The organism is Streptomyces corchorusii (assembly GCF_001514055.1).
In the GTDB taxonomy this organism is placed as follows: domain Bacteria; phylum Actinomycetota; class Actinomycetes; order Streptomycetales; family Streptomycetaceae; genus Streptomyces; species Streptomyces olivaceoviridis.
In genome coordinates, this window is record NZ_KQ948356.1 from 429,957 (window position 1) to 448,149 (window position 18,193).

Here is an 18,193-nt window from a genome sequence, read left to right on the forward strand (position 1 = left end):
GACCCCGAAGACATGGGAGGCTCTGTTCATTGCGAGCCTGAAGTCGAGGAGAGTGAATCCTTGCGGTCCGACGCCAACATCGCGGGACCGATGACCGATCCGGTCCCCGGTCCCCGTACCGAGTCGATGGGGGCGGATGTTTCACGTGAAACACCGCCTCCGATGGACGACACTCCCATCGGTCGTGCGGCCCAACTGGCGGTGGAGGCTCTCGGCCGCGCCGGCGAAGGCCTGCCTCGGCCGGAGCAGACCAGAGTCATTGTGGTCGCCAACCAGAAGGGTGGCGTGGGCAAGACGACGACGACCGTCAACCTTGCCGCTTCGCTGGCTCTGCACGGTGCCCGCGTCCTGGTGATCGACCTCGACCCGCAGGGCAACGCGTCCACGGCCCTCGGGATCGACCACCACGCCGACGTTCCCTCCATCTACGATGTGCTGGTCGAAAGCAAGCCTCTCGCCGAGGTCGTCCAGCCCGTCGTGGATGTCGAAGGTCTCTTCTGCGCCCCAGCCACCATCGATCTCGCCGGTGCGGAGATCGAGTTGGTGTCCCTGGTGGCTCGCGAGAGCCGGCTCCAGAGGGCCATCCAGGCGTATGAACAGCCGTTGGACTACATCCTCATCGACTGCCCGCCCTCGCTCGGCCTGTTGACGGTCAACGCGCTTGTCGCGGGTGCCGAGGTCCTCATCCCGATCCAGTGCGAGTACTACGCGCTGGAGGGACTCGGGCAACTCCTGCGCAACGTCGACCTGGTGCGGGGGCACCTCAACCCCGCCCTGCATGTGTCGACCATCCTGCTCACCATGTACGACGGCCGGACGCGCCTTGCTTCCCAGGTCGCGGAGGAGGTGCGCAGCCACTTCGGTGACGAGGTGCTACGGACGAGCATTCCCCGCTCCGTCCGCATCTCCGAGGCACCGAGTTACGGGCAGACGGTGCTGACTTACGATCCAGGATCGAGTGGCGCCCTCTCCTATCTTGAGGCCGCCCGAGAAATCGCGCTGAAGGGCATCGGCGTCAGCTATGACGCGAGCCAGGCCCATATCGGCGCTCAGAAAGACCAGAGCATGGTGGAGGGGATCCAGTGAGCGAGCGACGGAGGGGTCTGGGCCGTGGTCTCGGCGCACTGATCCCTGCTGCCCCGACGGAGAAGGCGCCGGCTCCGGCGGCGATGGGGGGCGGAGGAACCAGCGCCCCCGGAGCCGTTCCGGTGCTGACGACCGATCGTGGGGTGGCCGCGGCGAAGGTGGCCACACTGCCGCCGGTTGCACAGGAGGCCGAGGTGGCTCCGGCGAACCCGGCCGTCGAGGTGCCCGCGCCCCCGATGGGGGCCCATTTCGCCGAGATCCCCCTCGACGCCATCACGCCGAACCCACGCCAGCCGCGTGAGATCTTCGACGAGGACGCGCTCCAGGAACTGGTCACCTCCATCAAGGAGGTCGGTCTCCTCCAGCCCGTCGTGGTGCGGCAGATGGGTCCCGGCCGCTATGAGCTGATCATGGGTGAGCGGCGCTGGCGTGCCTGCCGTGAGGCCGGCCTGGAAGCCATCCCGGCCATCGTCCGGGCCACGGACGACGAGAAGCTTCTCCTGGACGCGCTGCTGGAGAACCTGCACCGCGCGCAGCTGAACCCGATCGAAGAGGCCGCTGCCTACGATCAGCTGCTGAAGGACTTCAACTGCACGCACGACCAGCTGGCTGACCGGATCGGTCGGTCCCGTCCGCAGGTCTCCAACACTCTGCGTCTGCTGAAGCTGTCCCCGACCGTCCAGAAGCGGGTGGCGGCCGGAGTGCTCTCGGCCGGCCACGCCCGGGCGCTGCTGGCCGTCGAGGACTCTGAGGAGCAGGACCGGCTGGCGCACCGGATCGTGGCCGAGGGACTGTCGGTCCGCTCCGTGGAAGAGATCGTGACGCTGATGGGCTCGCGGCCTCAGAAGGCCTCGCGCTCCCGGGGGCCCCGGGCCGGGTCGGTGCCCTCGCCGGCGCTGAACGAGCTGGCCACGCGGCTCTCGGACCGCTTCGAGACGCGGGTGAAGGTCGAGCTGGGCCAGAAGAAGGGCAAGATCACCGTGGAGTTCGCCTCCGCGGACGATCTGGAGCGGATCCTCAGCACGCTCGCCCCGGGCGAGAAGCTGGCCCTCCAGAAGAGCCTTCAGGAGAGCGACGGCGAGGAGACGCACGACTGATCCTTGGGCGATGCCGCCCTGTGGAGCAGTGGAGCGGACCGTGTCCGGTGTGTACCGGAACACGGTCCGCTCTTTGCTTTGCGGCGGTATCGAGTGAATCCGATCGTGGATACGATGCGATCAGATAGGGCATCCACCGGACAGCGTCTGCATCTGTGAGTGGAGAGACGGGGGCAGCCGCTCGCGATGCGGCGGGCGAAGGAAGCGAGGATCAGCCTTCATGGGGCGTCGGCTCGTGCCGCTCACACTGGACAACCTTCAGGACCTTCCCCACCGTTGTCGTTCCTGCGTCTTCTGGGAGCTGGACCCTGTCAGCGGCGAAGCGGCTGTGAAGGCGGACAGGGCCGCGCTGGAGAAGGAGTCCTGGATCTCCGCCGTCCTGCTGGACTGGGGGTCGTGCGGCCGGGTGGTGTACGTCGATGACGTACCGGCGGGCTTCGTCCTGTACGCCCCGCCGGCCTATGTCCCTCGCTCGACGGCCTTCCCCACGAGCCCGGTCTCGCCGGATGCCGTCCAGCTGATGACCGGCTTCGTCATGCCGGGGTACCAGGGGCAGGGGTTGGGCCGGGTGCTGGTGCAGACGGTCGCCAAGGATCTGCTGCGCCGGGGCTTCAGGGCGATCGAGGCGTTCGGCGACTCCCGCTGGAAGGAGCCCGCCTGTCTGTTGCCCGCCGAGCATCTGCTGGCCGTGGGCTTCAAGACGGTCCGGCAGCACCCCACGCATCCCCGGCTGCGGCTGGAGTTGCGGTCCACACTCTCCTGGAAGGAAGACGTGGAGATGGCGCTCGACAGGCTCCTGGGGGCGGTGCAGAAGGAACCCGCACTGAGGCCGCTGTAGCGGAGAGGGCTCAATAAGAAGGGGCCGACCCTTGCGGGTCGGCCCCTTCATGTTTCACGTGAAACGTCACTTGGTGATGAACTCTTCGAGGTCGCGGAGAAGCGCGGCCTTGGGCTTGGCGCCGACGATGGTCTTGGCAACCTCGCCGCCCTGGTAGACGTTCAGGGTCGGGATGGACATGACGCCGTACTTGGCGGCCGTGCCCGGGTTCTCATCGATGTTGAGCTTGACGATCTCGATCTTGTCGCCGTGCTCGGCGGCGATCGCCTCCAGGGACGGGGCGATCTGACGGCACGGGCCGCACCACGCCGCCCAGAAGTCCACGAGGACGGGCTTGTCGCTCTTGAGGACCTCCTGATCGAAGGAGTCGTCGGTCACAGTCTTCAGGTTGCCGGCCACGGTGGGCTCCTTACCTTGGTCGTGCGGTGGGGTGAGGGAGAGGGAAGGTCAGACGGCGGTCTTCTCGGGCTCCGCCTTCTCCTCGTCCGCGAGGGCGGCGAGGAAGCGCTCGGCGTCCAGGGCGGCGGAGCAGCCGGTCCCGGCCGCGGTGATCGCCTGGCGGTAGGTGTGGTCCACCACGTCGCCTGCGGCGAAGACACCGGTCAGGTTGGTGCGGGTGGACGGGGAGTCGACCTTCAGGTAGCCCTCCTCGTCCAGGTCCAGCTGGCCCTTGAACAGCTCGGTCCGCGGGTCGTGGCCGATCGCGATGAACAGGCCCGTCGCGGCCAGGTCGGACAGCTCGCCGGTCTTGACGTTCCGCAGCTTCAGGCCGGAGAGCTTCTGGTCGCCCTGGATCTCAGCGACCTCGCTGTCCCAGATGAACTTGATCTTCGGGTCACCGAAGGCACGCTCCTGCATCGCCTTGGAGGCGCGCAGGGTGTCCCGGCGGTGGACGATCGTCACGGACCTGGCGAACCGCGAGAGGAAGGTGGCCTCCTCCATCGCGGTGTCGCCACCGCCGATCACGACGATGTCCTGGTCCTTGAAGAAGAACCCGTCACAGGTGGCGCACCAGGAGACGCCACGCCCGGAGAGCGTGTCCTCGTTCGGCAGGCCCAGCTTCCGGTGCTGGGAGCCGGTCGTGACGATGACGGCCTTCGCCCGGTGGACCGTGCCCGCCGTGTCGGTGACGGTCTTGATCTCACCGGTCAGGTCGACGGAGACGATGTCGTCCGGGATCAGCTCGGCACCGAATCGTTCGGCCTGGGCGCGCATGTTGTCCATGAGCTCGGGGCCCATGATGCCGTCGCGGAAGCCCGGGAAGTTCTCCACCTCGGTGGTGTTCATCAGCGCGCCACCCGCGGTGACGGCGCCTTCGAACACCAGGGGCTTCAGCGACGCACGGGCGGTGTACAGCGCCGCCGTGTAGCCTGCGGGCCCGGAGCCGATGATGATCACGTTACGGACGTCGCTCACGGCTTGATTCCTCGTCTCTGGTCTGCGTCAGTCGACCGGTGGGAGCCCCTTTCGGGACTCTCACCCCACCCAACGGATCCTACGGGCCCTGCATTCCCGCTGTGCCTCGGCACACGCGTGCCCAGGGACGACCGAAGACGTGTTCCAGCCGGTTCAGTGACGCGCGACGGACTGCTTCAGCAGGACCGTGCCGGCCGAAGCCGTCTGCTGGTGCACACAGGCCGCGTCGACCACATAGGCGGTGACCCGCTTGCTGTCGTGCGTGTCGGCCACGACGACGAGATAGGCGGCCTTCCCCGCGTACGTTCCCGTCTTGGCGCCCAGGACGTCGGCGCTCTGGTTGAGCGCTTGCCGGACACAGTCGGGGACCGGAACCGTCGTCTGGAGCAGGGTGTTGGGGCCCTCGGTCGAGCCGGGCGTGTCCGACCCGCCGTCACCGTCCAGCCGAGGCTTCGCGCTGTCCGGCAGCAGACTCTTCTTGGTGGTGAGGAGGGCGTGCACCTGGTTCTGCACGCTGTCGCCGGAGAAGGTGCCGGCGGAAGCGGTCGGCGTCCCGTGGGCGGTCGTGTGGTCGGTGGTGTCCCCGAGTGACTTCACGATCAGCCCTCCGGCCCCCAGTACCGCGGCGGTGAGAACGGCACCCAGGACGAGCCGGCCCCGGCGCCGCCCATGGTGTGACCCCTTGCGTCCGGGCCCGGTCCCCGCGCGCGGGCGCCCTGCGGGGCGGTCGGCAGGGTGATCAGTGGCAGGAACGGTGGGGTGGGCAGCAGGGTGTGCAGTGGGGTGGGCAGTGGGGGGCGATGTTTCACGTGAAACATCGCCTGCGACGTCCTCGCCGCCCGCGTTCAGGGGCGCCTCGGCTGCGAGGGCGACGCCGATGCGCTCGACCACATCGTCCGGCATGCGCTCCGGTGCGGGCACCGACCCGAGCAGGCCCCGGATCTCTACCAGCGACGCATGAACATCCGCGCACGCTTCGCACGCGTCCAGATGGCTCCGTACGTCGGTGCTGCGATCCGGCGGAAGGAGACCCTCGGTGAGGTCGGAGATCTCCGCGACGTCCGGGTGCCCGGCCGTGTCTGTCGTGGAAGTCACGCTCGCCCACCTCCGCCCTTCACTACGGCTGTATCGCTCGGTCCCGCGTCCCTGGGACGTCCGCTCGGTGACCCCGTTGCCGGTGGGACGGATGCCCCCTGCCCCCGGTTCCGTTCCGGACCGGTCTCTTTCCCGTCCGGGGCACCGGCCGATCGCGCCGCCGGAGTGCCCTCAGGCCGTAGATGCGTGAGCAGGGGCAGCAGCCTTGCCCTGCCCCGGGCACACCGGCTCTTCACCGTCCCCGTCGGGACATCGAGGATGCGCGCGGCCTCCGCCACCGGGTAGCCCTGCATGTCCACCAGGACCAGAGCGGCCCGCTGCTCGGGCGGAAGGGTGCCGAGCGCTTCGAGGAGCTGTCGGTGCACGTCCTTGCGCTCGGCCGGCGCCGAGGCGGACTCGTACGGCTCCAGCAACTGCTCCAGCCGCTCGGTGTCGTCGACCGGAGCCGTCTTCCGCGAGGCCGCCTTACGTGCCCGGTCCAGGCAGGCGTTCACCGTGATCCGGTGCAGCCACGTCGTGACGGCCGACTGCCCCCGGAAGGTGTGGGCGGCCCGGTAGGCCGACACCAGGGCGTCCTGAACCGCGTCAGCGGCCTCCTCGCGGTCCCCCAGGGTCCGCAGGGCGACCGCCCAGAGCCGGTCCCGGTGGCGCCGCACGATCTCACCGAAGGCCTCGGGGTCGCCTTCCACGTGGCGGGCGAGCAGGTCGCGGTCGCCCACTCCGTCGTATCCGGCGCCCTCCGCCATCTGCCCCTCCGGTCCGGGTGAGACGTCAGCCCGTGAACTTCACTTCGCCGATGGCCTGCTTGTAGCCGGCACTGGCGTACAGGGTGGAGTCGTACCCCGAGTTGGGCACGGCCGTCAGCCAGACGAGAACGTACTGCGTCTTGACCGGCTTGCCGACCTTCACCGTGGCCGTGGTGCCCGTCGTCGTGGCGCTGCCGATCTTCGTCATGGAATCCAGCGAGGCCGGGGACAGCGAATCCGCGGTGTACAGCTCGACGGTCGTGTGGTCACCGCCGTAGCGGAGGTCGATGGTGGCCGAGCCGAGCTCCTTGGCCGAGCCGAGGTCGTAGACGATGCCGACGCCCGGCTTGTACGGCGCGATCGTCGGACCTTCGTTGAAGCTCTTGGTCTTCCAGTACGTCGAGGCGTCGCCGTCGTACGTCTTGGGGACGTTGCCGGGACTCTGGGCGTCGCCCTTGGCGACGAACTCCTGGCCGTTCTGAATCTTTATCGGAGTCGGCTTCGGCTTCACGGCGTTCTTGTCGCCGCCGTCCGTCGTCTGGCTCTTGTTGGTGTCGTCCGACTTCCCGCTCTGGTCCATCAGAGCGTCCGCCAGCTGCCAGCTGCCCAGTCCCAGCGCGGCGATGAGCAGGGCCGAGACCGCCCACTTCAGGGCCTTCCCGGTGCGGCTCTGGAGCGGGGGCGGCGGGGGAGCGATCGGCTGGGTGGCTCCCGGGTGCGGGGCCGGGCGGCCGTAGGTGCCCTGCTGATAGGTCGTGCGCTGGTACTCCGGCGGGGCCGTGAACGCCGGCTCGGGCGGGCGGATGCGCGGCATCTCACCGATCGCCTTCACCAGCTCCTCCGGCGTGGTGCACGGAGCCTCGTGACGGGACGCCGTGGCACCGTCGTTGACGAGGGCGCGCATGGCGAGTTCGGACAGACCGCGGTGCACACCGGCCCGCACCTGGTCCGGAGGGATGAGGCCGATGTCCTTGGGGAGACCGGACAGACCGTAGGCGTCGCTCTCGTAGGGCCAGCGCTGGGTCAGCGCCGCGTACAGCAGGGCGCCGATCGCCTCGGTGTCGGTGCGCTGCGGGGTGTCGGAGGTGATGCCCCGCAAGGCGGCGTTCACGGCGAGACCACGGATGCGCCACTGGCCGGTGGAGGCGCGCAGCACGGCGTTCGGGTTCAGCCGTAGATGGGCGAGACCCTCCCGGTGCGCGGCGGCCATGGCGGAGGCGACCTGACTGACCATCTGGTAGGCGTCGTGCGGCTCCAGCGGGCCGACGGCGAGCAGCGTGGACAGTTCGGTGGCGTCGGGCAGCCACTCGTGGACGACGTAGACGAGGTCGTTCTCCTCGACGGCGTCGAGGACCTGGACGAAGCGCGGATCGCCGAGGAGCGCCGAGGAACGGGCGGCGGCGAGGACGGAACGGGCCCGGGCGTGGTCCGCGGGCAGTACGTGGACGCCGACGGCACGACGGAGTTTCTCGTCGACCGCACGCCAACTGCTGAATCCGTCCAGACGGGTGACGCACTCCTCCAGTCGGTAGCGTCTGGCGAGCTTGTGACCGCTGTGCAACTCCGGAGGCGAGGCCTTCCGTCCGGGACCTTCGGTTCCGCCGCTCCCCTGTGCCTCCACGCTGTCCGTGTCCCGCTCCGGGTTCTTGGCCACCCCGTCGGCCGTGGACTGGTCCGCCTTGGCGGTCAGCGGCTGCTCACCGCTGTTGTCTGCCACGTCGACGGCAGCCGTGCTCCGTTCCGCCACCGTCGTCCCTGCCTCCCCATCCGTTGCACGCTGTCCGACGCCGAAACCAATTGTGCCCACAGTCCGCCGCTATGCACGACACACAGCGGCGGACGATGGTTGTGCGCCTACCCTCGCCTCAACGCCCCAGACGCCCGCGCACCATACCGACGAGCGAGTTGAGTTCCTCGATGCGCATCCGGCGGGCGGCGAGGAAGAAGACGCCGAACAGAACGACACCACCGGCGAGCAGCGCGGCGAAGGAGCCGACGACGCCCAGGCCGAGGGTGTGCCCGATGCCGTAGCAGGCCGCGCCGCTGAGCAGGGCCGCCGGGACCGAGGCGATACCCAGTCGCGCGTAGGTGCGCAGCACGCGGGAGCCGTCCAGGTCCCCGCCCAGCCGCTGGCGCAGTCGGCGCCAGGCGACGCCCACCCCGATGGCGTAGGCGAGGCCATAGGCGGCGGCCATGCCGGCGACGGCCCAGCGCGACGGCAGCAGGAAGTAGCACAGGGCCGAGGCTCCGGCGTTGACCACGGCCACGATCACCGTGTTGTAGAAGGGGGTGCGGGTGTCCTCGTAGGCGTAGAAGGCGCGCAGGACGACGTACTGCACCGAGTAGGGGATCAGACCGAGGGCGAAGGCCATCAGCATGTAGCCCATGTTGGTGGCCGCGCCGGTGCCGGCGGAGCCGAAGATCAGCGTGCACATCGGGATGCCGAGCGAGACGAACCCGAAGGCGATCGGCACGATGGCGACCGCGGTGGTGCGCAGACCCTGGGAGATGTCGTCGCGGACGGCGCCCGCGTCGCCCTCGGCGGCCGAGCGCGAGATGCGCGGCAGCAGGGCGGCCATCAGGGAGACGGTGATGATGGCCTGCGGCAGGCCCCAGATCAGCTGGGCGTTGGCGTAGGCGGCGAAACCGGTGCCCTTGACCCCGGAGTCCTTGCCGGCGGCGGTGGACAACTGGGTCACGACCATGGCGCCCGCCTGGTTGGCGAGGACGAACAGGACCGTCCACTTGGCGAGCATCGCGGCCTTGCCCAGGCCGTGACCCCGCCAGTCGAAGCGCAGCCGGACCCGGAAGCCGGTCTCGCGCAGGTAGGGGATCATCGCCAGGGCCTGGACGACCAGGCCGAGCAGCACGCCGACGCCGAGCAGGCGCTGGCCCTCCGGCGGGATGTTGTGGACCGTCATGTGCGAGTTCGCGGCGGTGCCGTAGACCCAGATGAACATGCCGAGCGTCACGATGATGACGATGTTGTTCAGGACCGGGGTCCACATCATCGCGCCGAACTTCCCGCGCGCGTTGAGGATCTGACCCATCACCACGTGGATGCCCATGAAGAAGATCGAGGGCAGGAAGTAACGGGTGAAGGTGACCGCGACCTCGTTCGCCGCCGGGTCGTCGGCCACCGGGGCGGCCAGCAGGCGCACCAGCAGCGGCGCGGCGAACATCGCGAGTCCGGTCAGCGCGGCCAGGGCCACCATCACGAGGGTCAGCAGCCGGTTGGCGAAGGCCTCGCCGCCGTCCTCGTCCTCCTTCATGGAGCGCACCAGCTGGGGCACGAACACGGAGTTCAGGCCGCCGCCGACGGTGAGGATGTAGATCATCGTCGGGAGCTGGTAGGCCACCTGGAAGGAGTCGGCGAGGAAGCCGAGGCCCAGCGCGGCGGCGATCAGCGCGGAGCGGACGAAGCCGGTGAGGCGGGAGACCATCGTGCCCGCCGCCATGACCGCACTGGACTTCATCAGCCCGGCGGCCCGCCCGCCCTTCTTGGCGGGAGCGGCCGTGTCACCGGCCGTGGTGGCTTCCGGCTCGACGACCCCGGGCGGGCCCGCGTGGCCCGGAGCGGCGGCCGGAGCGGGCAACTGGGAGTGTGCCGCGTATCCGGTGGCGGACGGACCGGCCGGGTATCCGGCGCCGGCGTACGGGTGGCCCTGCTGCGGGCCGTGACCGTGCGGGGGCGGGTACTGGCCGGCGGGGCCGTGTCCACCGCCCGGCGCCGCGGCAGGTCCGGGAACGGCCGGGGGATCCATGGGTGTGTGGGCGCCGCTGTGCTGCTGGTCCTTGAAGAGGTGCGCGAAGGCGTCCGGCTCGTGGTACTCCTCGCCGGAGTGCGTGACCAGGTCGTCCACGCCCACGAACTGGGTCGTGCGCGGGTCTTCGCCGTACGGCAGGTACGGGGTCGTGCTCCCCGGCTCCGGCGCCGGGGTCTGCGCCCACACGTGGGGGTCGGGCGCGTAGGGCGACTGGGCGGGCGGGGCGTACAGCGGCTGCTGCTGGTCGTACGTGCCCGGGGGCGGCGGCGGGTGCGCGGCACGGTCGTACAGCGCCTCGGCGACCGGGTCCTGGGCGGCCAGGTCGTGCGCCCGGTAGGGGTCCTGCTCGTAGGCGTCCTGGAGATACATGTCCGCCGCGTGCTGCGGCGGTACCTGGCCGGGCTCGGGCGGCGGCTCGGGGTAGCCCGAGCCGGCCGCGCCCTGACCGCGGTCACCGTCGTACGGCGCGTTCATGCTTACCCCACCTCATCGTCCCGGGCCCACCGGCCACGACATCGCTCAACGGTCCACTCTCTCACCCGTCCCGGACGGGTCGGCGCTTTCCGGTGCGGTGTCCGGCGCAGGGTCACTCGGCTGCTCCGGGTCGTCTGCCCCGGGGGTGGAGTCGGACTCCTCCGGGAGACGGTCGCCGGGCGCTTGCGGGTTCCCGGGCTCGCCCGTGTCCTCCCCCGCCGTTCCGGGGCCGTCCTCGTCGGCCTGCCGGGCGGCCGCGCGCTTGCGCTGGGTGTACATGCGGAAGCCGGCGAGCACCAGGAGCAGGACGCCGCCGCCGATGACCAGCATCACGGTGGGCGTGACCTCGGTGACCTTCACGTCGAAGCTGACGGCGTCGCCGTAGGGCTGGCCGTCCTCGGTGTACAGCTGGGCGAGGACCGTCACCCGGCCGTTGGCGTTGGCCGAGGTGGTGAACTTCACCGACTGGCTGTGCCCGCCGGAGACCTCCACGGGCTGCTCGTCGTAGGCCTTGCCGCCGATCTTCAGGCGGGTCGGCATGGTCGAGGTGAGGCGCAGCACCAGGTGCCCCACGGGCTGGACCAGGTTGTTCTGGACGGTCACCGGGATGGTGGCGCTCCGCCCCGAGAGCTTGGTCTCGGACTTGTCGATCAGCTTGACCTGTTCGGTCAGGTCGTCGATCCAGGCCTCAACGCCGTCGCGATAGCTGACTGCCTCGCCGCGCAGGCCCCGCCAGGACGTGGACATCTCGCGGTTTATGGCCCGCCCGAAGGGCGTGACCACGCGGGACTGGTCGGAGAGGATCACCCGGAAGTTGTCGAGCTTGTCCTGGGTGCGGGCGATCTGGTCGAAGGCCGCCCTCGGCAGTTCCTGCCGGCGCAGCGAGGAGGGGTAGGCGGACGCCGACGGGATGCGCGTGGTGGCGCCCGGGTCGGGCTTGTCCTTGGCCGCCGCGGAGAGGTCCTGGAACTGGGACCAGGTGCCGCCCTGGAGCGCCTTCAGCGCCGCCGCCATCGCCTGCGCCTGGCTCGCCGTGGGCATGCGCTGCGGGGCGACGACGATGCTGCGCTGCTTGTCCGTCTGCGTGTTCAGCGCCAGGCTCTGGGCCAGGAACCGCTGGACGGCGAGGGTGGCCGCGCCGGCCTTCGTGAGGTCGCCTTCGAACGCCTGGGACAGCCGGGCGTCGGCGACCACCGCCGTGGTGCCTCCGCCGACCGGACGGGCGGCGGACGGTGTGTACGGCAGTCCGCCGGTCTCCTGGAGGCTGTCGCTGCGGGCGATCACCCGGTCGGCGCCGGCGGAGGTCGCGACCTTCATGATCGACGGGTCCACGGCGCCGTCCACCGGCCAGGCGAAGTCGGTGCTGGGTGTGACATGGAGCACGGTCTTCACGGTGATCGCGGCGACGTCGGTGGCGTCCTTGAGGTGGCTGAGCGAGCCGGTGACGCTGGTGCCGTTGTGGGCCAGGGAGGCCAGGTCCGGGTCGGCGAACGGCAGGGCGACGACCTCCTTGCCGGCCACCGCCTTCTGCAGGGCCGCCAGCCACTGCTTGGCGACCGCCTGGTGCTCCCGCGGGCCGGGCGTGCTGGTGCCGTCGGCGCCCTGGAGCCGGTAGTTGCCCGCGGCCATCGCGTCGACCGAGGCGAGCAGGTCGGGGTCGATCACCCAGGTGACGTCGAGGTCCTTGCCCAGGTCCACCATCTGGGCCAGCCGGCCGCCGGGGGCCAGCTCCTTGGCCAGCTCGTCGTCGAGGAACTCCGGCGTCTGCGACTCGCCCGCGCCCGTCTTGGCCGTCATGTGGACCGTGGAGATCAGCGGCCACAGGAAGGACGTCTTGGTCTTGGTGTCGGCCTCCGACGACTGCCACGGCAGGAACGTCCGCTGGATGCCGAGCACCTGGTCCCAGGCCTGGGCGGAGGTCTGGCCGGACAGGGTGACGTCGAACTCGTAGACCCCGTCGTCGCCGAGGTCGAGCTTGTCCACGGGGACGGAGATCGTGAAGTGCTCGGCGACCCCGGGGGCCAGCTTGTCGAACTTCTCCTCGTACTTGTCGCCGACGTCCGTGCCGGAGCTGCCCTGCGGCTCGTCGGAGTGCCGGGCGACGGAATCGATCTCCGAGCGGCTGGTCAGCTCGGGGCCCACCCGCAGCCCCACATGGGCGTCGGTGACGGCCTGCTTGCCGTTGTTGGTCACCGTGCCCGACACGGTCAGCGTGTCGCCGTCCGTGGGGGCACTGGGGCTGAGCGAGTCCAGGGATACGGACACCGTGCCGGAGGAGGCGGCCTGCGCGGGCCCGGCGGCGGGCAGCTGGAGCAGACCGGCCAGCAGTGGTGCTCCGGCGAGCAGTGTTCCGGCGCGCCGCAGCCACCGGCGGGCAGGTGAGGCACTGGTCCCCTGGAAGTCAGCCGCCTCGGCCACGCGCTCGCCCGTCCCTCGTCGTCGTCAGTGGTCGTCGGAATGTGCGTCCACGCATGGTAACGATGCGCGCTGAAGGGAAGTGCCGCGGTCTCCTCCACAAGATCGAAGAACAACCGTGACCCGTCCCCTATATCCAGTATCGAGGGGAGAGCGGCCGTACGCCGCAAGAGCAGCGCTTGCACGGGTATGCCGGGAGCTGTCCACACCGTTATGGGGGCGCCTCCGGCCGCGCGGGGCACGTACCCTCTTCTGTTGTGCCGAACCCGAACGAAGACACTCCCTCCGCCCTGAGCCAGGCGCAGCAGCGCGCGGTCGCCGAGCTGCTGCGGGTGGCCCCGGTCGCCGACGACCTCGCCCGCCGATTCCAGGAAGCGGGCTTCTCGCTCGCCCTGGTCGGCGGATCGGTCCGCGACGCGCTGCTCGGCCGGCTCGGCAACGACCTGGACTTCACCACCGACGCCCGTCCCGAGGACGTACTGAAGATCGTCCGGCCCTGGGCGGACGCCGTCTGGGAGGTGGGCATCGCCTTCGGTACGGTCGGCGCGCACAAGGGCGGCTACCAGATCGAGATCACCACCTACCGGTCCGAGGCCTACGACCGCACCTCGCGCAAGCCGGAGGTGTCGTACGGCGACTCCATCGAGGAGGACCTGGTCCGCCGCGACTTCACGGTCAACGCGATGGCCGTGGCGCTGCCGGCGAAGGAGTTCATCGACCCGCACGGCGGACTGGAGGATCTCGCGGCGCGTGTCCTCCGGACGCCGGGTACGCCCGAGGAGTCGTTCTCGGACGACCCCCTGCGCATGATGCGGGCCGCCCGGTTCGCCGCCCAGCTGGACTTCGAGGTCGCCCCCGAGGTCGTCACCGCCATGACGGAGATGGCCGGACGGATCGAGATCGTCTCCGCCGAGCGGGTCCGGGACGAGCTGAACAAGCTGATCCTCTCCGCGTACCCGCGCAAGGGGCTGAGCCTGCTTGTCGACACCGGGCTCGCCGGGCATGTCCTGCCCGAGCTGCCGGCGCTGCGGCTGGAGAGGGACGAGCATCACCGGCACAAGGACGTCTACGAGCACACGCTGATCGTCCTGGAGCAGGCGATCGCACTGGAGGAGGACGGCCCGGACCTCACCCTCCGCCTGGCCGCGCTGCTGCACGACATCGGTAAGCCACGCACCCGCCGCTTCGAGCAGGACGGCCGGGTCTCCTTCCACCACCACGAGGTGGTCGGCGCCAAGATGACCAAGAAGCGCATGACCGCCTTGAAGTACTCCAACGAGCTGGTGAAGGATGTCTCACGGCTGGTCGAACTTCACCTGCGTTTCCACGGCTACGGAACCGGGGAGTGGACGGACTCGGCGGTCCGCCGGTACGTCCGTGACGCGGGCCCGCTGCTGGACCGCTTGCACAAGCTGACCCGTTCCGACTGCACCACGCGCAACAAGCGCAAGGCGGTGGCACTGTCCCGGGCCTACGACGGCCTGGAGGAGCGCATCGCCCAGCTTCAGGAGCAGGAGGAGCTCGACGCGATCCGTCCCGACCTCGATGGCAACCAGATCATGGAGATTCTGGGGATCGGTCCCGGCCCGGCCGTCGGCAAGGCGTACAAGCACATGCTGGAGCTGCGCCTGGAGAACGGTCCGATGGAGCGTGACGCTGCGGTGGCGGCGCTCAAGGAGTGGTGGGCCGAGCAGGGCTGAGTCGGTCCGGACGATGTTTCACGTGAAACAGTCGTCGGGGGCGGAGAAGCTGAGGGGCGATGTTTCACGTGAAACATCGCCCCTTGTTCTGTACTGCCGGCTGTTCTGTACTACCGGCGCGCGAAGCGGGCCAGCCCGGCGGCGATCACGCCATAGATGACGGCGACGAGAGTCACCAACACGGTCGAGCGGCCGTCCGGCGGAAGCATCAGGGCCGCCACTCCCGCGGCGCCAACGAAAGCGACGTTGAAGAGCACGTCGTACACGGAGAAGACCCGGCCGCGGAAGCCGTCCTCGACGCAGGACTGGACGATCGTGTCCGTGGCGATCTTTGCGCCCTGGGTGATCAGTCCCAGAACGAAGGCCGCGGCCATGAGTGGGCCGATGGCGAAGGGCAGGCCCAGGGCGGGTTCCAGCACCATGGCCGCGCCGGAGCACACCATGATCCAGCGGATGGGACCGAGCCGCCCCGCCGCCCACGGCGTCACCACGGCCGCCGCGAAGAATCCCGCGCCGGACAACGCCAGCGCCGGCCCGAGGAGTCGCAGCCCTTCCTCGGGAGTGTCGGCCAGGGCGTAGCGGCAGAGCATGAGCAGCAGGACGAGGAGGGCGCCGTAGCAGAAGCGCATGAGCGTCATCGCACCCAGAGCCCAGGCCGCTTCCCTGCGCCTCGGCGCGGCCAGGTGCCCCATGGCCGCCAGCAGCTCGCGCGCCGTCGTGGCGAGCGCCACGCCGAGGCGGGGCCGGCCCGGGTGCCGGTCGGGGCCGAGCAGGCCGGGTGCCATGCGCAGGGACGCGAAGCTCGCGCACAGGTACAGGAAGGCGCCGAGCACCACCACCGCCGCGTCGGAGTCCGACGCCACGATCCGCACGCCGAAGGCCAGGGCTCCGCCGGCCGTCGCGGCGAGGGTGCCGGCGGTCGGGGAGAGGGAATTGGCCAGTACCAGGCGCTCGGTGTCGACGACCCGTGGCAGGGCGGCGGACAGTCCCGCGAGGACGAAACGGTTGACGGCCGTGACGCACAGCGCGGACACGTAGAAGAGCCAGTCGGGAGCGTGGCCGAGCATCAGTGCGGCGGTGGCCGCGGCCAGCAGGGCGCGCAGCAGATTGCCGTACACGAAGACCTGCCGGCGTCGCCAGCGGTCCAGCAGGACACCGGCGAACGGTCCGACCAGTGAATAAGGGAGCAGCAGGACCGCCATCGCCGAGGCGATCGCGGCGGCCGAGGTCTGCTTCTCCGGGGAGAAGACGACGTACGCGGCGAGTGCGACCTGGTAGACACCGTCGGCGCCCTGGGACAGCAGGCGGACGCACAGCAGGCGCCGGAAGTTCCCCAGGCGCAGCAGGACGCGCAGGTCACGGACGACGGGCATGGATCACACCCTCACACATGCGGAAGGTCCCCGGGTCGCGGGACCCGGGGACCTTCACAGCCCTGGCAGGAGCGTTCTCGTGCGAGCGGCGCCGGTCGCCTTAGCGCTCGACCTCGCCGCGGATGAACTTCTCGACGTTCTCGCGGGCCTCGTCGTCGAAGTACTGGACCGGCGGGGACTTCATGAAGTACGAGGAGGCGGACAGGATCGGGCCACCGATGCCGCGGTCCTTGGCGATCTTCGCGGCGCGCAGCGCGTCGATGATGACACCGGCGGAGTTCGGGGAGTCCCAGACCTCCAGCTTGTACTCCAGGTTCAGCGGGACGTCACCGAAGGCGCGACCCTCCAGGCGGACGTAGGCCCACTTGCGGTCGTCCAGCCAGGCCACGTAGTCGGACGGGCCGATGTGGACGTTCTTCTCGCCGAGGTCCCGGTCGGGGATCTGCGAGGTGACGGCCTGCGTCTTGGAGATCTTCTTGGACTCCAGGCGCTCGCGCTCCAGCATGTTCTTGAAGTCCATGTTGCCGCCGACGTTCAGCTGCATCGTGCGGTCGAGGATGACACCGCGGTCCTCGAACAGCTTCGCCATGACACGGTGCGTGATGGTGGCGCCGACCTGGGACTTGATGTCGTCACCGACGATCGGCACACCGGCCTCGGTGAACTTGTCCGCCCACTCCTTGGTGCCGGCGATGAAGACCGGGAGGGCGTTGACGAAGGCGACCTTGGCGTCGATGGCGCACTGGGCGTAGAACTTCGCCGCGTCCTCGGAACCGACGGGCAGGTAGCAGACCAGGACGTCGACCTGCTTGTCCTTCAGGACCTGGACGACGTCAACCGGCTCGGCGTCCGACTCCTCGATGGTGGCGCGGTAGTACTTGCCGAGGCCGTCGAGGGTGTGGCCGCGCTGGACGGTGACACCGGTGGTCGGCACGTCGCAGATCTTGATCGTGTTGTTCTCGGAGGCGCCGATGGCGTCCGCGAGGTCAAGGCCGACCTTCTTGGCGTCGACGTCGAACGCGGCGACGAACTCGACGTCGCGGACGTGGTAGTCACCGAACTGCACGTGCATCAGGCCGGGGACCTTGGACGCCGGGTCGGCGTCCTTGTAGTACTCGACTCCCTGCACCAGCGACGCGGCGCAGTTGCCCACGCCGACGATGGCTACGCGAACCGAACCCATTCCGGTTGCTCCCTGTGTGTACGAGTGAGGCCCTGACTGGGACTCACGTGGCGGTGTCGTCGGGCGTATCCGTCCGGGGAGTGTCCCCGGGACGGGGCAGGCCGCCCGTCGATCCAGTGGTGGTGTCCTGCTGAGCGGACCCCCCGGACTCGGAACCCCTCAGGTCCCGCCCGGCCCGCTCGCTCTCGATGAGCTCGTTCAGCCAGCGCACTTCGCGCTCCACGGACTCCATCCCGTGGCGCTGGAGCTCAAGCGTGTAGTCGTCGAGGCGCTCCCGGGTGCGCGCCAGGGAGGCGCGCATCTTCTCCAAGCGCTCCTCCAGGCGGCTGCGCCGGCCCTCCAGGACGCGCATGCGCACATCGCGCGAGGTCTGCCCGAAGAAGGCGAACCGTGCGGCGAAGTGCTCGTCCTCGTACGCGTCGGGACCGGTCTGCGAGAGCAGTTCCTCGAAGTGCTCCTTGCCTTCCGCGGTCAGCCGGTAAACGATCTTGGCGCGGCGTCCGGCGAGGGGAGCGGCGAGTGCGTCGTCGTGGGTGTTCCCGGGTTCCTCGATCAGCCAGCCGTTCGCGACCAGCGTCTTGAGGCAGGGGTACAGCGTCCCGTAGCTGAACGCGCGGAACACACCCAGTGACGTGTTGAGTCGTTTGCGCAGCTCGTAGCCGTGCATCGGGGACTCCCGGAGCAGGCCGAGCACGGCGAACTCAAGGATGCCGGAGCGCCGGCTCATCGTCGCCTCCTCTCGGCCCCGCAGGACCGTCCCGCAGGTCTCGCACTGCCTGGCAGCGTCTTTATCTCGTGCTGATGTATCGACTCGATACATCAGCACGATAGAACGGCGTACCGCACGCGACAAGAGGGTTGGTGGTGAACGGGATCACATCACCGCTTCATTGGAGGCAACTTGCCTGTTTTGGGGTGAACTTCGGAGCTCGGCGCGTTTTGGTGGTGCGTAGTCTGTGCGGCATGACACCACCGGGAACCGCGTGATGCCTGGGGAGCGTCT

The 18,193-nt window shown here is 69.6% G+C and carries 15 protein-coding genes; 4 read left to right on the forward strand and 11 right to left on the reverse strand.

What is annotated here, in order from left to right:
- The first annotated feature begins 12 nt into the window (after positions 1–12).
- The 3 genes from AQJ11_RS17485 (at position 13) to AQJ11_RS17495 (ending at position 3,021) form a co-directional block, all read left to right on the forward strand.
- Positions 13–1,086 (forward strand): ParA family protein, encoded by a 1,074-nt coding sequence (locus AQJ11_RS17485; protein WP_079082346.1) that lies wholly within the window; start codon positions 13–15, stop codon positions 1,084–1,086.
- Positions 1,083–2,183 (forward strand): ParB/RepB/Spo0J family partition protein, encoded by a 1,101-nt coding sequence (locus AQJ11_RS17490; RefSeq protein ID WP_041665366.1) that lies wholly within the window; start codon positions 1,083–1,085, stop codon positions 2,181–2,183. The genes AQJ11_RS17485 and AQJ11_RS17490 overlap by 4 nt, the downstream gene beginning before the upstream one ends.
- A gap of 220 nt (positions 2,184–2,403) precedes the next feature.
- Positions 2,404–3,021 carry a GNAT family N-acetyltransferase gene (locus AQJ11_RS17495; protein WP_041665365.1) on the forward strand — a complete coding sequence of 206 codons (618 nt, stop codon included), beginning with the start codon at positions 2,404–2,406 and terminating at the stop codon, positions 3,019–3,021.
- 66 nt (positions 3,022–3,087) lie between these two features.
- Here the strand turns inward: AQJ11_RS17495 and trxA are convergent, their stop codons facing one another.
- The 8 genes from trxA to AQJ11_RS17530 all read right to left on the reverse strand — a co-directional run bounded on the left by trxA (position 3,088) and on the right by AQJ11_RS17530 (position 12,937).
- Entirely contained in the window at positions 3,088–3,420 is a 333-nt protein-coding gene (gene trxA / locus AQJ11_RS17500) for a thioredoxin (RefSeq protein ID WP_014673766.1), read from the reverse strand.
- A 48-nt stretch (positions 3,421–3,468) separates the two neighbouring features.
- Entirely contained in the window at positions 3,469–4,437 is a 969-nt protein-coding gene (trxB, locus tag AQJ11_RS17505) for a thioredoxin-disulfide reductase (RefSeq protein ID WP_014673765.1), read from the reverse strand.
- A gap of 153 nt (positions 4,438–4,590) precedes the next feature.
- Complete coding sequence (locus AQJ11_RS52405) at positions 4,591–5,034, reverse strand: hypothetical protein (protein ID WP_059263669.1); 444 nt, start codon at positions 5,032–5,034, stop codon at positions 4,591–4,593.
- 2 nt (positions 5,035–5,036) lie between these two features.
- On the reverse strand, positions 5,037–5,246 hold the full coding sequence (locus AQJ11_RS52410) for a hypothetical protein (protein WP_159061669.1): 210 nt from the start codon (positions 5,244–5,246) through the stop codon (positions 5,037–5,039).
- Positions 5,247–5,528: 282 nt separating this feature from the next.
- Positions 5,529–6,278 carry an RNA polymerase sigma factor SigM gene (sigM, locus tag AQJ11_RS17515; RefSeq protein WP_059263670.1) on the reverse strand — a complete coding sequence of 250 codons (750 nt, stop codon included), beginning with the start codon at positions 6,276–6,278 and terminating at the stop codon, positions 5,529–5,531.
- Positions 6,279–6,303: 25 nt separating this feature from the next.
- Positions 6,304–8,025: a protein kinase family protein gene (locus AQJ11_RS17520; protein WP_059263671.1), complete on the reverse strand. Its 1,722-nt coding sequence runs from the start codon at positions 8,023–8,025 to the stop codon at positions 6,304–6,306.
- A gap of 118 nt (positions 8,026–8,143) precedes the next feature.
- Entirely contained in the window at positions 8,144–10,519 is a 2,376-nt protein-coding gene (gene murJ / locus AQJ11_RS17525) for a murein biosynthesis integral membrane protein MurJ (RefSeq protein ID WP_059263672.1), read from the reverse strand.
- A gap of 45 nt (positions 10,520–10,564) precedes the next feature.
- Positions 10,565–12,937: a DUF6049 family protein gene (locus AQJ11_RS17530; protein ID WP_058081155.1), complete on the reverse strand. Its 2,373-nt coding sequence runs from the start codon at positions 12,935–12,937 to the stop codon at positions 10,565–10,567.
- Between the two features lie 254 nt (positions 12,938–13,191).
- Between AQJ11_RS17530 and AQJ11_RS17535 the strand changes: the two genes are divergently transcribed.
- The gene (locus AQJ11_RS17535; RefSeq protein WP_014673759.1) at positions 13,192–14,634 is read left to right on the forward strand and encodes a CCA tRNA nucleotidyltransferase; all 1,443 of its coding nucleotides are present in this window, start codon (positions 13,192–13,194) and stop codon (positions 14,632–14,634) included.
- A gap of 110 nt (positions 14,635–14,744) precedes the next feature.
- Here the strand turns inward: AQJ11_RS17535 and AQJ11_RS17540 are convergent, their stop codons facing one another.
- The 3 genes from AQJ11_RS17540 to AQJ11_RS17550 form a co-directional block, all read right to left on the reverse strand.
- Positions 14,745–16,007, reverse strand: coding sequence for an MFS transporter (locus AQJ11_RS17540; RefSeq protein ID WP_059263673.1), 1,263 nt, complete (start codon positions 16,005–16,007; stop codon positions 14,745–14,747).
- 100 nt (positions 16,008–16,107) lie between these two features.
- Positions 16,108–17,190, reverse strand: a complete 1,083-nt coding sequence (locus tag AQJ11_RS17545; protein ID WP_014673757.1) for an inositol-3-phosphate synthase — start codon at positions 17,188–17,190, stop codon at positions 16,108–16,110.
- Positions 17,191–17,233: 43 nt separating this feature from the next.
- Positions 17,234–17,917, reverse strand: coding sequence for a PadR family transcriptional regulator (locus AQJ11_RS17550; protein ID WP_014673756.1), 684 nt, complete (start codon positions 17,915–17,917; stop codon positions 17,234–17,236).
- Positions 17,918–18,193: the final 276 nt, after the last annotated feature.

What these genes read in the sequence shown, in the direction of transcription:
- AQJ11_RS17485 (WP_079082346.1), top strand. Translation starts at nt 13, where the DNA reads ATGGGAGGCTCTGTTCATTGCGAGCCTGAAGTCGAGGAGAGTGAATCC.
- AQJ11_RS17495 (WP_041665365.1), top strand. Translation starts at nt 2,404, where the DNA reads ATGGGGCGTCGGCTCGTGCCGCTCACACTGGACAACCTTCAGGACCTT.
- sigM (WP_059263670.1), bottom strand. Translation starts at nt 6,278, where the DNA reads ATGGCGGAGGGCGCCGGATACGACGGAGTGGGCGACCGCGACCTGCTC.
- murJ (WP_059263672.1), bottom strand. Translation starts at nt 10,519, where the DNA reads ATGAACGCGCCGTACGACGGTGACCGCGGTCAGGGCGCGGCCGGCTCG.
- AQJ11_RS17540 (WP_059263673.1), bottom strand. Translation starts at nt 16,007, where the DNA reads ATGCCCGTCGTCCGTGACCTGCGCGTCCTGCTGCGCCTGGGGAACTTC.
- AQJ11_RS17545 (WP_014673757.1), bottom strand. Translation starts at nt 17,190, where the DNA reads ATGGGTTCGGTTCGCGTAGCCATCGTCGGCGTGGGCAACTGCGCCGCG.
- AQJ11_RS17550 (WP_014673756.1), bottom strand. Translation starts at nt 17,917, where the DNA reads ATGAGCCGGCGCTCCGGCATCCTTGAGTTCGCCGTGCTCGGCCTGCTC.